Here is a 13,633-nt window from a genome sequence, read left to right as displayed (position 1 = left end):
ATGTCGCGAGTCACCATCAACGGGCTCCGCAAGCAGTTCGACGGCAAGCCACCTTCGGTCGCCATCGAGAACCTCGAGCTCGACATCAACGAAGGCGAGTTCGTGGCGCTGCTCGGACCGAGCGGATGCGGCAAGACCACCACGCTGCGCAGCGTCGCCGGTCTCGAACGCCCCGACGAGGGCGAGATCACCATCGGCGGCACCACCGTGTTCGCGGCCGACAAGCGCGTGAACCAGCCCCCCGACCGTCGCCACATCGGCATGGTCTTCCAGTCGTACGCGCTGTGGCCGCACATGACCGTGCGCAAGAACATCGGGTACCCACTGCGTGCCCGTCGACAGCGCGCGGCGTTGAAGTCGGGTCGTGTCGAGGAGACCGCGCGGCTCGTCGAGTGCGACGACCTCCTCGACCGCTACCCGGCGCAGCTCAGTGGCGGTCAGCAACAGCGCGTGGCGCTCGCCCGTGCCCTCGCTGCGCAACCCCAGGTGATCTTGTTCGACGAGCCCTTGAGCAATCTCGACGCGCGGCTGCGTGACCAGATGCGAGCCGAGATCCACCGGTTGCACCGCGATCGGCCATTCACCGCCATCTACGTCACCCACGACCAGAGCGAAGCGCTCGCCTTGGGCCAGCGCATCGCCATCATGCGCGCCGGCCACCTCGAGCAGCTCGGCACCCCCGCAGAGGTGTTCGAGCACCCGGCGACCGAATACGTGGCGGGCTTCATCGGCCTGTCGAACCGGCTGGTGTTCGAGCGCAACGACGGCAAGTGGTGGGCTGGCGGGGCCCCGGTCTTCGGAGCCGTCGACCAGCTCACCTGGAACGCGCCCACGGCAGTGCGCTTCGGCATGGACGACACCCGCCTGCTGGCATCCGAGGAACAGCTCGAGCCCAACGAGGTTGGCGTGACCGCCCTGGTGGTCGACACCGAGTTCGGCGGCCGCCACCGCAACTTCTCCCTCGAAGCCGGCGCCTGCCATGCCCGCACCCGGATGCTGCGTGGCGGCGAGGAGTCGTGGACCCGTTCGATCACGCGCGGCGACTCGGTGGTCTTGGCGATCGACCCGCGCCGCGTGGCGGCCTACCCCGACACCGGAGCCGGCGCCGCCGACCTGTCGGACGGCCAGGGCCAGCCCTCAGCCAGCTCCGAGCCTGCGGTCGTGTGACATGGCGATCGCCTTGCCGGTGACCCGTCGGGCAACCCGGGTGTGGCGCATCGACACGCGCTCCACCCTCCGCTACGTGGGGAGCCTCGCGTTCCTCGTTGCCATCGCGTATCTCGTGCTGGTGCCCTTGTACCGGCTGCAGGCAAGGGCGTTCAGCGGCTCCGGCGCCGACAGCTACCACGGCGCGTTCAGTCGCCCCGACTTCGGCCGCACGATCACGTACACGATCGGGCTCGCAGCCGGGTCGCTCGTGATCGGCCTCGTACTCGGAACACTGCTCGCCTGGGCTGCGAGCCGGCTCCCGCGCCGTGCGAGGTTCCTCGCGATCTTGCCGGTGCTGCCCATCGTCGTGCCCGCGATCGCCTCCGTGGCGGGCTGGGCCTTCCTGCTCTCGCCGGGCCCCGGCTACCTCAACGCCTGGCTGCGCAAGCTCCCCTGGTGGAGCCATCTCACCACCGGGCCGGTCAACATCTACTCGCTGCCGTGGATCATCATTCTCACGGGCTTCGGGTTGACGTCGTTCGTGTACCTCTTCGTGCGCTCTGCCTTTGCCAACATCTCCTCGGACTACATCGAAGCTGCGCAGGTCTGCGGCTCGTCGGGGTTCGGGGTGTTCTGGCGGATCACGTTGCCACTCTTGCGTCCGGCGCTGCTCTATGGCGGCGGCGTCGCGTTGCTGTTGGGCCTCGGGCAGTTCACCGCGCCGCTGCTGCTCGGCACCAACGAAGGCATCACGGTGCTCACGACCGACATGTACAACCAGGTGGCGTCCACTCCCGTGTACTACGGGCGGGCCGCCGCCATCGGCTCGCCGCTGCTCGTGTTCGGGGTGCTGATCGTGGCGCTGCAAAAGGTGTTGCTCGGAGACGAGCGTCGCTTCGTCACCCACGGCGGCAAGGGCTTCCGGCAATCCGGCCGCCCCTCGAAGCTCGCGGCTGCGGGCCTGGTGGTCTACACGCTCATCGCCACCGCGCTGCCGCTGTTCGGCCTCGTGGTCGTGTCGCTCTCGAAGTACTGGAGCGCCAAGATCGACATGTCGCGGTTCTCCACCGCCAACTTCACCAAGATCCTGAACGATCCCAAGACCACCGAGGCCATCACCAACAGCCTCAAGTTCTCCCTGATCGCGGTGATCATCGTGTTGCCGATCGGTTTCGTCGCCGCCTCGATCATCTTGCGCGGCAAGCGCTATCCCGTGGTGGGCAAGATGCTCGACTTCATCGTTGCGCTGCCCCTCGGCGTTCCCGCCGTGCTGTTCGGCGTCGGCTTTCTGCTCGCGTACAGCCAAGGCCCGTTCGTGCTCTATGGCACCGAGTGGGTGATGATCCTGGTGTACGTGACGCTCATGTTGCCCTTCGCCACGCGCATGCAGATGTCGTCATTGTTGGCGCTCGGCGAGGGCTACCAGGAAGCTTCCCGCACCAGCGGCGCCGGGCCGGTGCGCACCACATTGCGCATCGTGCTCCCGATGATGCGATCCAGCCTCGGCGGCGCGGCGGCACTCATGTTCGTGTTGCTCACCCACGAGTTCACCGCATCGGTGCTCGTGCGTTCGCTGCACACGAACGTGATGGGCACCGTGCTGTTCGACTACTGGAGCAACGGCAGCGCACCGCTCGTGGCGGCGGTGGCTCTGATCATGGCGGGGGTGACCACCGTCGGCGTGTTCGTGGCGCTGTTGCTGGGCGGCGCCGAATCGTTCGGCAGCTTGTGAGCGATGGCGGCGCGTGGTGACGGTCCGGACAATGGGGGGCCACCGGGCCCGAGGGTGAGCCGTCGCTTGGTCGCCGCCCGTGCCGCGCGCCGAGCGGTGCCGCTTCGCTCCGCCCCCCGCGGTCGTGGCGAGAAGACGAGCGAGCGGGTCGCGCGCTCCATCGTGCGCGACATCATCGCCCGCGGTCTCGCTCCGGGCGACCCGCTCCCATCCGAGTCCGCACTGGCCGACCACCACCAGGTGAGCCGCGAATCGCTGCGCGAGGGCTTGCGCCTGCTCGAGTCGCAGGGTTTCGTTGCCATCCGTCGTGGCTCACGCGGGGGCCCGAGCGTCGGTCGGGCCGACCTCGACGCGTTCGGGCGCATGGCCGCGATGCACTTCTTGATGGCCGGCGCCACGTACGACGAGCTCTATGCCGCCTGGCTTCATGCGGAGGGCACGCTGGCGGAGCTCGCGGCGACACACCCCGATCGCGTCGAGCGGCGGCGCCTGATGGGGCCCCACCTCCAGCCCGGCGACCCTGGCAGCGACCTCCACATCGACCGCCGGACCGTAGTGGCACATCATCGGCGCTTCCATTGGGACGTGGCGGCGCTCGTGACCAACCGGGTGCTCGCCCTCTCCTTGCAGAGCTACGGCTGGATCGTCGGTCGGCACGTGCCTGACGCCGTCGGTTGGGCGGCGCGCCCCGAGATCGGAGCCGCCCACCTGGAGATCGCCGGCGCCATCGTGGCGGGAAGGCATCGCAAGGCCCGACTCCTCATGGAGGCGCACGTCGCCGAGTTCGAGGACCGGCCTGACGTGTTGCGAGGAGAGCTCGACGACGTGATCGACTGGTGGTGACGTTCGAGCGCCTCAGGGTCTCCGGGTCACCTACGATCCTCAGGAGGAACTCGACGAGCTGGACGCCACGATCGGAGTGATCGTGCCGGCGGCAGACAGGATCAGCGCGGTGGGCGCCAGGCAAACCAAGTCGACCAGTACGCCCGGGCGGGAGGCCGTGAGCAGTCGCGCGGCGAAGCGATCGATGACACGGGTGGGCACCCGCGGGACAAAGGGGCGCGAAAAGGCGGCCGCTGCCCAGAAGTCCGCGTCGGCAGCAGGTGGCGCCGACAGCCGCATCGTGGTCGACGCCTCGGGCGGCATCTTCCGGCCCTTGAAGACCGCCGAGCGCGTCGCACGTGACATCGTGCACGACATGCTCGCCGACGGGCTCGGCACCGGCGACTCCCTCCCGCCCGAGGCGGCGATGATGGAGCACTACGGCGTGAGCCGCGAGTCGTTGCGGGAGGGTTTGCGGCTGCTCGAGACGCAGGGCCTCATCGTGATCAAGCGCGGGCCGCGGGGCGGCCCGATCGTGGGAAGCGTCGACCCCGGCAACCTCGGGCGCGTCGCAACCCTCTACTTCCACATGGCCGGTGCCACCTACAACGACCTGTTCGACGCGTGGGTCGAGGCAGAGTCGCTGCTGGCCGAGCGTGCCGCGCGCAACCCTGATCCCGACGAGCGCGCCGCGGCGATGGCGGCCTACCTCGAGGACCGACCCGACGACCCCGAGGAGCTCGAAGAGTTTGTCACGTCGCACACCGACTTCCACGGGCGCATGGCGAAACTGGTGCGCAACAACGTGCTCGCTCTCACGTATCGCAGCTACGGCATGATCGTGAGCCACCATGTGGCGATCGTCGACGACCCTCGCCACCTCGGTAGCGTGCTCGCCGAGGATCACCGAGCGGTCGCAAAGGCCATCATCTCGGGGCATCCCAACAGCGCTCGGCGAGCGATGGAAGCCCATATCTCGCACGTGATCGACGACGCCCGCAAGCAGCTCGGCGAACGCGTCGACGATCTGGTCGAGTGGCTCTGACTCGCCGCGCGCCCAGGCGCTGAACGACGCCCGGGCCCGTGCCCATGGGCGGCGCGGGCCTCGAAGGGGTTGACAGCCTGTCTGCTAAATCTCATGATGAACTTGCATCGTGGGTTCCCGTCGCAGATCAGCGGATCGGGTGGCCGGCGATGCGGGGGGTTGCACGTGTTTCGCTGCAACACTTCGCTCGACGCCGTGGCGCGATTGCGTGCCGACCAGATCGCCTTGGTGCAGTACTGCGACGGCGCGGCGCGGCCGTCCAGCGACCCGATCACCGACAGCCGCTGCCTGCGTGAGATGCCCGGCGAGGGGAACTTCCCCTCGAGCGCTTCGTCGAAGCGGTGAAGTCCACGGGCTTTGCCGGTCCGATCACGCTGGAGGTGCTGTCCGACTTGTGGCGGGCCAAAGCCCCCCTCGCCATGGCACATCGGGCACACACGGCGCTGGTTCGCGACTGGTTGGGCTGACGCGGACCTCGGCGGCGCAGGCGCGTGCCCGCCGGGGTGCGTCGATCAGGCGGCCGGCGGGGCGGGCCGCCAGTTCGGCAAGGTGGCGCCGTCGAGATCCTCGAACCAGAGCTCCATGGGCTGGTCGACCTCGAGGTCAGGGGTGCCGGGCATCGAACCGATGAGGTTGGCGCCCGTGTCGTCGAGCTTCACCAACAACACGGTGTACGGGGTGGGGTAGGCCGGGTGCACCTGGTGGGTGACCACTGTCCACGAGTACAGGTGGGCCTTGCCGTCGGACCGTTCCCACCTGCTGTCCCAGCCACCGCAGGAACTGCAGTACGCACGGGGCACGTGCAGCACGGCGTCGCAGCCGTTGCAGCGCTGAATGACCAGCTCGTGGTTTGCCGCGGCTTGGAAGAACGGCCCGGTGTCGAGGTCGTCGTCGGCGGGGAGCAGGCGTGGGGCAGTCATGTGTCGCTCCTCAAGATCAGCGCGCTGCCGGGTGGCAGCGGGGTCGACGTGACCAGGCAGGTCTCGGCGCCCTCCACTTGCGAGGTCGACGTGCCGCGCACCTGCCGCACCCCTTCGAGTACGTGGTTCATGCCGTGGATGTATCCCTCGGAGAGGTGACCGCCCCCGGTGTTGATCGGGATCTCGCCGCCGAGGTCGATGGCCCCGCTGGCTGCGAACGGGCCGCCGTCGCCCTTCTTGCAAAAGCCCCAGTCCTCGAGCTGGAGCAGCACGGTGATGGTGAAGCAGTCGTAGAACTGGCCCACATCGATGTCGTTGGGGCCCATCCCGGCGCGGCGGTACAGCGTGTCGGCCACGTATCGGGCCGGCAGCTCGGTGATGGACTCGCGCATCAGCACCGGATACATCATCCCGGGCTGCGGGTCGGGCATGCTGCCTTGCGCGACCGCTCGGATGACCGCAGGGGGCTGACGCAGGTCGCGCGCCCGCTCGGTGCTGGTGACCACCACCGCGCACGCGCCGTCGGTCTCGAGGCAGAAGTCGAACAGGCGCAAGGGGTCGGCGATCATCCGGGCGCCGAGGTAGTTGTCCATGGTGAGCTCGCGGTCGTGCATCTGTGCACGCGGGTTGGCGTTGGCGCGCTTGCGACAGGCCAGTGCGATGTGGCCGAGCTGCTCGGGTGTGGTGCCGTACTCCGCGCTGTGCCGACGGGCCATCAGCGCGAACGTCTGTCCCGGGGTGAGCAGGCCGTAGGGGTTGAAGAACTCGTCATAGGTTCCCTGGCCACCGACCCGTTCCTCTTTGGCACGGGCGAGGCCATAGCGCACGCCGGAGCGTCCGTTGAGCTCGCGAAACACGAGCACGTTGGTCGCCTGCCCCGACAAGATGGCGGCGATCGCCTGGCCGACCATCCCTGCGGGCGCCACGCCGCCGGGGCCGACCTCGCTCCAGTACGTCATGTTGCGGATGCCCAACGAGTCGGCGAGGTCGTGTTGGAAGACCGTGTCGTGGGTGCAGCGCACCACACCGTCGATGTCGGCAACGGTCAGACCGGCGTCGTCGATCGCCGCGAGCGCTGCCTGGGTGGCCAGCGTGAGGTCGCTGCGCCCAGAGTTCTTCGAGAAGTCGGTGGCCCCGATCCCGACGATCGCCGTCTTGTCACGGTGCTCAAACTGCTCGTGCGCCACGATGACCCCCTTGCGTCCTTTGGACGATACCTCATGAGGATTTTGCTGTCGAGGGTCTTGTGTCGCTATCTCATGAGGAATACGGTCCAAATCGGAGGGCGCGCCGCGTGGCCCCGGGGAGGATCTCGATCATGACGGCAAGCGACGAACGTCCGCTCGAGCAGCAATGGGCGGCCATCACCGGTGGCAGCAAGGGCATCGGGCTCGGCATCGCCGAGGAGCTCGTGCGCGCGGGCGCGAACGTGATCCTGGCCGCCCGAAACCGAGACGCCCTCCACAAGGCGCAGGCACAGGTGCAGGCACTGGCGGGGGAGGACCAGACGGTCGACGTCTGCGTCACCGACATCGAGAGCGGTGAGTCCATTGCGGCGTTGTTCGACCACATCGCGGCGACGGCCCCCCGACTCAACGTGCTTGTCGCCAACGCCGGCGCCGGACGGGTCACCCCGTTCCTGGAGCTCACCCGCCAGGACTGGGAGTGGGCCATCAACTTGAACCTCACCGGCACGTTCGACTGCGTACGGCGCGCGGCGGCGACCATGGTCGAACACCCCGGCACGAACCGCTCCATCATCGTGGTGTCGTCGATCCGTGGGATCGGCGCCCGCCCGGGCGTGTCCGCGTACGGCGTCGCCAAGGCCGGCCTCAACCAGCTCGTCCGCATTGCCGGCTACGAATTGGCCGAACACCAGGTGCGGGTGAACGGTCTGCTGCCGGGGATCACCGAGACCCCCCTCACCAGGCAGAACCCCGACGTGTTCGCCCGGATGTCGCAGACCGTCCCCATGGGTCGCGCGGGAACGCCTGGCGACATGGCGGCCGCCGCGCGCTTTCTCGCCAGTCCCGCCTCCTCGTTCGTGACGGGCACGAATGTGGTCGTCGACGGGGGTGAGCACCTCTGGTGACCTGGCGGCGGCCCTGGTGAGGGCAGCGCCTCGCTGGCCCAGCCGGCGTGGCCGCGTCAGCTCACGCGGAGGAGCTGCTTGCCGAGGTTCTTGCCGTCGAAGAGCCGCTGCAGTGTCGCGGGAGCCTGCTCGAACCCCTCGACGATGTCTTCGGCCACGTGCAGGTCGCCGTTCGCCACCCAACGCAGCAGGTCGGCTCGCGCCTGGGGGTACCGATCGGCGTGATCGCTCACCAAGAACCCCTCCATGCGGGCCCGCATGGTCGTGAGCCGCTGGTAGTAGTGCAGGCCGATGGCGGGCTTCTCCGGTCGGTAGCCGGTCGAGATCGAGCCACAGAGCGCGATGCGACCATGGAGCGCGATGTTGAAGATCGCCGCGTCGAGCAGCTCGCCACCCACGTTGTCGAACACGGCGTTGTAACCGTCTGGGCCCACCTCGCGCAGCCGTCGCTTCACGTTGTCGTCGTAGTGCGAGATGCACTCGTCGAACCCGGCGATCTCCCGCACCCACGCTCGCTTCTCCGGCTTGCCGGCGGTGCCGACCACCCGCGCCGCACCACGGAGCCGAGCGATCTGACCGGCGACCGACCCCGTCGCGCCCGCCGCGGCGGTGACCAGCACGGTGTCGCCCTCGTGGGGTTGCGCCACGCCGATCATGCCGAAGTACGCGGTGAGGCCGGTGATGCCGGCGACCGACAGCATCAGCTTCGGGTCCGTGACGTCGCGCGGCACCCGTTCGATCTCGGTGGCAGGATCGGTCGTCGACAACGTGGGGTGAGTCTGCCAGCCGGTCTGTGCGGTCACGAGGTCGCCCGCCGCGTACGACGGGTCGCCCGATGCCACCACCTCGCCCGCCCCACGGGCTCGCATCACCTCACCGATCGCGACCGGCGGTACGTAGCTGCGGATGTCGTTGAGCCAGCCACGCTGTGCTGGGTCGAAGGCGAGCCACTCGGTGCGCACCACGATCTCTCCCCGGCCCGGTTCGCGGACGGGCTCGGTCACCGTGCGGAAGTGCTCGTTGCCGACGGGGCCGGTCGGACGTTCGGCGAGCACGAGCTGGGTGTTCTGCTGTTCGGTCATGGAGCCGCTCCGGGTCGCTCGAGGCCCTCGGGGATTGACATGGGCCGAGTCGCCATTATTATCATGAGAAATAGGACGTGGCGAGTTTCCCACGTTCACGTGGAGGGTGGGCCGCGCTGCGGATGCCCATGGAGCAGGGGGAATCCCAAACATGTTGAGTTCGCGCCGATCGATCGTGACCGGGGCTGTTGCGCTGCTCGCCGCGGTACTGCTCGTGGCGGCATGCAGCAGCAGCGGCACCGACACGACGGCCACCAACGACACGGGCGGCTCCACCATCGCGCCCGCCGCCGTGAGCCCGGCCTGGCAGAAGGTCATCGACCAAGCCAAGAAGGAAGGCTCAGTCACCATCTACTCGAGCCAAGGCACCGATGAGCTCAACGCCATGGGCAAGGCCTTCGAGGACAAGTACGGCGTCAAGGTGAACGTGCTGCGCGACATCGACTCCAATCTCGAAGCCAAGGTCAAGGCCGAGCACAGCAGCGGCAAGGGCGTCGCGGACGTCGCTGCGTTCGCGGACCAGTCCTTCGTGACCACCCAAGGTGCCGCCGGCTGGTGGACCAGGCCGACCGGGCCCGACTTCGACGCGCCGGCCTACGACAAGGCCACGAACATGGACGCCAACGGCTCGTTCGTCACTACGGCGGTCGTGTACGCCATTGGATGGAACACCCAGCAGGTGCCCGACGGCATCAACGCCTACGACGACCTGCTCGACCCGAAATTCAAGGGCAAGATCGGGCTGAACGACCCGGCGACCTCACCTGTCGTCGTCGATTTCTACCGTTACGTGGAAGAGCAGACCAGCCCCACCTTCCTCAGCGACGTCGGCAAGCTCGACCCGCAGGTCTTCCCGAGCGTGCTGCAGATCGCGCAGAACCTCACCTCGGGCCAGCTCGCCGTAGGCATCGCCGTCGCACCCCTGGTTGACGAGAAAGCCGACGGTGCGCCGGTCGACTACATGGTGCCCAAGCCGGCATGGGGGGCTCGCTTCTACGCCTCGATCGTGAAGGGCGCTCCGCACCCCGCGGCCGCGCAATTGCTGGCCGACTTCATGGTCACTTCTGAGGGCCAGGTGAAGCTCGCTCGCAAGACGGCATCCGTGCTGCCCAACACGCCGGGAGCGGTCACCTCGGTCGCCGATGTCCGCAAGATCGACGCGGCCTACCTCACCGACGCCAACGTGCAGAAGTTCGTGGCCGACTTCAAGTCCACGGTGCACTAGCTAGGTGTGACGAGCGGGGCCGGCCACGCGCCGGTTCCCGCGATGCCGTTCCTCCGGGTGGCTCGGGATGGGCGACATCCGACCGAATCCGTGGGATCTCCGCCCAAGCCAGGCGGTTTGTGCGGCGCTCGTTCCGGAGCCTGAGCGGTCCTCACGAGGCTCTCCTCGGCGCGCTCACTGGCTCGGCGCTGCGGCGGCGCACACGATGAGATCCGCGTGGCGCACGACCTCGTCCGCGCGCAGCGCCCGGTGGAACAACAGCGGCACCAGCACCAGCGGTGACGCGAGCGCCAACACCACCGCGTCGGCGTCGAGGTCCGGCGCCAAATCGCCACGGCTGCGGGCCCGCTCGACCACCGCCCGCCACGCAGCGAACAGCGGCGCGTAGTGCTCGAGCACCAGCTGCTCGAAGTCCGGGTCGTGGCCATTCGCCATGATCAGGTTCTGGCTGACCTCGACCGGGTCGCTGAAGAAGGCCGCCATCGCCGCCGCGAGTGCGCGCACGTCGCCGGCCCACGTGCCCGTGTCGGGCGGTTCGAGCCGCACCCCCGTGTGCTCGGTGAGCGCCTCGGCGATCAGCGCGGCACGCGACGGCCACCAGCGGTAGATCGTGGCCCGGGTCACCCCCGAGCGACGCGCCACCTGGGCAGGTCCGAGATCGGAGGAGCCTTCGGCCAACAGCTCGAGGCAGGCAGTTGCGACCCGGCGGCGGACCTCCTCGCTCCGACCCCCAGCGCGCACTCGGGCCGGTGCGGTCGTCGTCATGGACACAAACTATACAGCGCGCCTACTTTGTGCGGATGCGCACCCCGACCAACCGTGACGAACCCGTGGCCAACGGCTTCGGGCCCAAGTCGCTGTGGCACGACACCCTCGAACCCGGCGACACCGGAGCGCCCCGCCCCCCGCTCGCGGGCGACCGCGAGGCCGACGTCGCCATCGTGGGCGCCGGGTTCACCGGCGTGTGGACCGCCTATTACCTGCTGCGCGCCGACCCGTCGCTGCGGGTGATCGTGCTCGAGCGCGAGACCGCCGGATTCGGCGCCTCGGGCCGCAACGGCGGCTGGTGCGTCGGCGACCAGGCCGCCGCACTCGGCGTGCTCGACAAACACGGCGGACCCGGCGCCGCGGCACGCATGGTGCGCGCCGTGCAAGCCAGCGTCGACGAAGTCGGGGTCGTCAGCGCGGCCGAGTCGATCGACTGTGGCTACGCCAAAGGCGGGGCGCTCCTGCTCGCCTCCAGCGCCACCCAACTGCGCCGCCTCACCGCGCGCGCCCGACAGTGCGACGCCCACGGCCTGCCCGGCACCTTCCGGGTGCTCGACACCGACGCCACGGCTGGCGTGGTGCGGGCCCACGGGGTGGTCGGCGCGCTGCACACCGACCACGCCGCAGCGGTGCACCCCGCGCGCCTCGTGCGCGGGGTGGCCCGCGCCGCCGAGCGACTCGGCGCCACCATCGTGGAGCAGACCGCGGCGACCGCCATCGAACCCGGCCGCGTGCGCACCGAGCACGGCACCGTGCGCGCCGAGGTGATCGTGCGCGCCACCGAGGCCTACACGCGCTCGCTGCGCGGCCAACGCCGGGTCACGTTGCCGCTCGCGAACTTCCTGGTGGCCACCGAGCCGATCGACGACGCGACCTGGGCCGAGATCGGCCTCGCCGGTCGCGAGCTGTTCGAAGACTCCCGGCTCATGTTGGGCTACGGCCAGCGGACCGCCGACGGGCGCATCGCCTGGGGCGGTCTCACCACCCGGTATCGCTGGGCGTCGCGCACACCGCCGACCCCAATGCACAGCCGCCGAGCCGCGCAGCAACTGCGCGACCGCCTCGTGCAGCTCTTCCCGCCGCTGCGCGGCATCGGGCTGTCACACCACTGGAGCGGCGTGCTCGGCATCAGCCGCGACCTGCGGCCCAGCGTGGGGCTCGACCGTCGCACCGGCCTGGCCTGGGCCGGCGGCTACTTCGGCGCCGGCGTGGCGGCCGCCAACCTCGCCGGCGCCACCCTCGCCGACCTCATCACCGACCAGCGCACCGACCGCACCGAGCTCCCGTGGGTCGACCACCGCTCACGCTCATGGGAGCCAGAGCCTCTGCGCTGGCTCGGCGTGCACGCCGCCACCACCGGCGCCCGCCTCGCCGACACCGTCGACCTCCGTCGCCCCCGCTGAGGCGGCGCCGCGCCCGTCCAGCCCCCGCGCAAGTCTGTCCAGCTGGGCGACATCCCGACCGATCGGTGGGATTCCGCCCAGCCCCGCGGTGGCCGCGTCGCTCTGCGACGACGTCGTCCAGCGTCGCCCCCGCCACGACCGAGGGCGGCTGGAGCGCCGTGCCGCCCGCCTCCGTCGGGCTCGGCGCCGAGACCCCTGACGGCGCCAAGACCTACGCGTTCGCCAGCGACCGCAGCGCGATCGTGATCGGCGTGCGGAGGGTCGCACCGGGCGCTATATTTCTGGTATCGACCGGAAATATTTGGAGGGACGGGTCGCGGTGACCACGCCAATCTCAACCGACGCAGCCACCCGCGGCGACCTCGACACGCGGGCGAAGATCCACGACGTGGTCGTCGACTTCTATCGAGAGATCGTGTTCGACGACGTGCTCGGGCCCGTGTTCGACGAGATCGCCGAAGTCGACTGGCCGACCCACATCCCCAAGCTCATCGACTACTGGTGCCGCGTGCTGCTCGGCGAGCGCGGCTACGACGGCTACTTCCTCGGCGCCCACGAGCGCGTCGACGGCATCGAGCCGTTCGCCAGCGCCTGGTTCGCCCGCTGGCTCGAGCTGTGGGAAGCCAGCATCGACAAGGAGTTCGCCGGCCCCACCGCGGCGCGGGCGAAGCGCCACGCACAGCGCATGGCCGGCGTGCTCGCCAAGCGCCTCATGGGCCGCGACTGGCAACCCGAAGGCGCCTGCCCCGCCGCCAGCTGAGTCGTCGCCGACCGCGAGATCCCGAACTGGGGGGTGTGGGGGCTGCTCCAGCGACGAGATCTCCGCCCGGTTCGGCTCCCAAGTCCCGGAACGGCCGGGCCGCGTGCCGCACGACTGTCTACGCTGCGCCGATGCTCGACGACGCCACGCTGGTCGCGTTCATCCCGGTCCGTGACACGGCCCTCGCCCGGCCCTTCTACGAGGCAACGCTCGGGCTGCGCGTCGTGGCCGACACGCCCTTCGCCCTGGTCATCGACGCCAACGGCACCGAGATCCGCATCACACCCGTGCCCGACCTGCGGCCGCAGCCGTTCACCGTCGCCGGCTGGCAGGTCGACGACATCGCCGCCACCGTCGCCGAGCTGGTCCAGCGCGGCGTCATGTTCAACCGCTACGACGGCATGACCCAAGACGACGCCGGCATCTGGCACACCCCCGGCGGCGACCGGGTCGCCTGGTTCCCCGACCCCGACGGCAACACCCTCTCCCTCACCCAGCCCGCCCCGGGATAGGCGGCCAACCCCCAAGATCCCGAACCGGGGCGTTGTGGTCGCTCCAGCGACCAGACCCCACCCAGTTCGCCGGGCACACGCTGGCCGCGGTCACACGCGGCGTAGGACCGTCGTGGGCAAGGC

Annotated in this window: 14 protein-coding genes; 10 read left to right on the top strand and 4 right to left on the bottom strand. The window is 69.5% G+C overall.

What is annotated here, in order from left to right; all coding sequences use genetic code 11:
- The 5 genes from VHA73_13750 (at position 1) to VHA73_13730 (ending at position 5,093) form a co-directional block, all read left to right on the top strand.
- Positions 1-1,167 carry an ABC transporter ATP-binding protein gene (locus VHA73_13750; protein HVX19089.1) on the top strand — a complete coding sequence of 389 codons (1,167 nt, stop codon included), beginning with the start codon at positions 1-3 and terminating at the stop codon, positions 1,165-1,167.
- A gap of 1 nt (position 1,168) precedes the next feature.
- Complete coding sequence (locus VHA73_13745) at positions 1,169-2,881, top strand: iron ABC transporter permease (GenBank protein HVX19088.1); 1,713 nt, start codon at positions 1,169-1,171, stop codon at positions 2,879-2,881.
- 54 nt (positions 2,882-2,935) lie between these two features.
- Positions 2,936-3,724 carry a GntR family transcriptional regulator gene (locus VHA73_13740; GenBank protein HVX19087.1) on the top strand — a complete coding sequence of 263 codons (789 nt, stop codon included), beginning with the start codon at positions 2,936-2,938 and terminating at the stop codon, positions 3,722-3,724.
- A gap of 184 nt (positions 3,725-3,908) precedes the next feature.
- A complete protein-coding gene (locus tag VHA73_13735) occupies positions 3,909-4,748 on the top strand; it encodes an FCD domain-containing protein (GenBank protein HVX19086.1) in 840 nt (279 codons plus the stop codon).
- A gap of 96 nt (positions 4,749-4,844) precedes the next feature.
- Positions 4,845-5,093 carry a hypothetical protein gene (locus VHA73_13730; GenBank protein ID HVX19085.1) on the top strand — a complete coding sequence of 83 codons (249 nt, stop codon included), beginning with the start codon at positions 4,845-4,847 and terminating at the stop codon, positions 5,091-5,093.
- A gap of 167 nt (positions 5,094-5,260) precedes the next feature.
- Here VHA73_13730 and VHA73_13725 read toward each other — a convergent pair whose 3' ends face one another.
- Both VHA73_13725 and VHA73_13720 read right to left on the bottom strand, forming a co-directional pair.
- Positions 5,261-5,668: an OB-fold domain-containing protein gene (locus VHA73_13725; GenBank protein ID HVX19084.1), complete on the bottom strand. Its 408-nt coding sequence runs from the start codon at positions 5,666-5,668 to the stop codon at positions 5,261-5,263.
- Positions 5,665-6,855 carry a hypothetical protein gene (locus tag VHA73_13720; GenBank protein HVX19083.1) on the bottom strand — a complete coding sequence of 397 codons (1,191 nt, stop codon included), beginning with the start codon at positions 6,853-6,855 and terminating at the stop codon, positions 5,665-5,667. Before VHA73_13720 ends, VHA73_13725 begins: the two co-directional genes overlap by 4 nt.
- A gap of 131 nt (positions 6,856-6,986) precedes the next feature.
- Between VHA73_13720 and VHA73_13715 the strand changes: the two genes are divergently transcribed.
- A complete protein-coding gene (locus VHA73_13715) occupies positions 6,987-7,760 on the top strand; it encodes an SDR family oxidoreductase (protein ID HVX19082.1) in 774 nt (257 codons plus the stop codon).
- Between the two features lie 56 nt (positions 7,761-7,816).
- On the opposite strand, the gene VHA73_13710 is transcribed toward VHA73_13715, so the two are convergent.
- Positions 7,817-8,842 carry an NADP-dependent oxidoreductase gene (locus tag VHA73_13710; protein ID HVX19081.1) on the bottom strand — a complete coding sequence of 342 codons (1,026 nt, stop codon included), beginning with the start codon at positions 8,840-8,842 and terminating at the stop codon, positions 7,817-7,819.
- Positions 8,843-9,017: 175 nt separating this feature from the next.
- Between VHA73_13710 and VHA73_13705 the strand changes: the two genes are divergently transcribed.
- The gene (locus VHA73_13705) at positions 9,018-10,067 is read left to right on the top strand and encodes an extracellular solute-binding protein (GenBank protein ID HVX19080.1); all 1,050 of its coding nucleotides are present in this window, start codon (positions 9,018-9,020) and stop codon (positions 10,065-10,067) included.
- A gap of 174 nt (positions 10,068-10,241) precedes the next feature.
- Here the strand turns inward: VHA73_13705 and VHA73_13700 are convergent, their stop codons facing one another.
- A complete protein-coding gene (locus VHA73_13700) occupies positions 10,242-10,832 on the bottom strand; it encodes a TetR/AcrR family transcriptional regulator C-terminal ligand-binding domain-containing protein (GenBank protein HVX19079.1) in 591 nt (196 codons plus the stop codon).
- A 35-nt stretch (positions 10,833-10,867) separates the two neighbouring features.
- On the opposite strand from VHA73_13700, the gene VHA73_13695 reads away from it, so the two are divergent.
- The 3 genes from VHA73_13695 to VHA73_13685 all read left to right on the top strand — a co-directional run bounded on the left by VHA73_13695 (position 10,868) and on the right by VHA73_13685 (position 13,510).
- Positions 10,868-12,238 carry an FAD-binding oxidoreductase gene (locus VHA73_13695; protein ID HVX19078.1) on the top strand — a complete coding sequence of 457 codons (1,371 nt, stop codon included), beginning with the start codon at positions 10,868-10,870 and terminating at the stop codon, positions 12,236-12,238.
- 319 nt (positions 12,239-12,557) lie between these two features.
- Entirely contained in the window at positions 12,558-12,998 is a 441-nt protein-coding gene (locus tag VHA73_13690; protein HVX19077.1) for a group III truncated hemoglobin, read from the top strand.
- A 131-nt stretch (positions 12,999-13,129) separates the two neighbouring features.
- Positions 13,130-13,510 carry a VOC family protein gene (locus tag VHA73_13685; protein HVX19076.1) on the top strand — a complete coding sequence of 127 codons (381 nt, stop codon included), beginning with the start codon at positions 13,130-13,132 and terminating at the stop codon, positions 13,508-13,510.
- The last annotated feature ends 123 nt before the right edge of the window (positions 13,511-13,633 follow it).

The sequence above is a fragment of the Acidimicrobiales bacterium genome (genome assembly GCA_035547835.1).
Taxonomy (GTDB): Bacteria; Actinomycetota; Acidimicrobiia; order Acidimicrobiales; family Iamiaceae; genus DASZTW01.
Note: the sequence above shows the minus strand (reverse complement) of the source record. Positions and strands in the feature narration are given on the sequence as shown.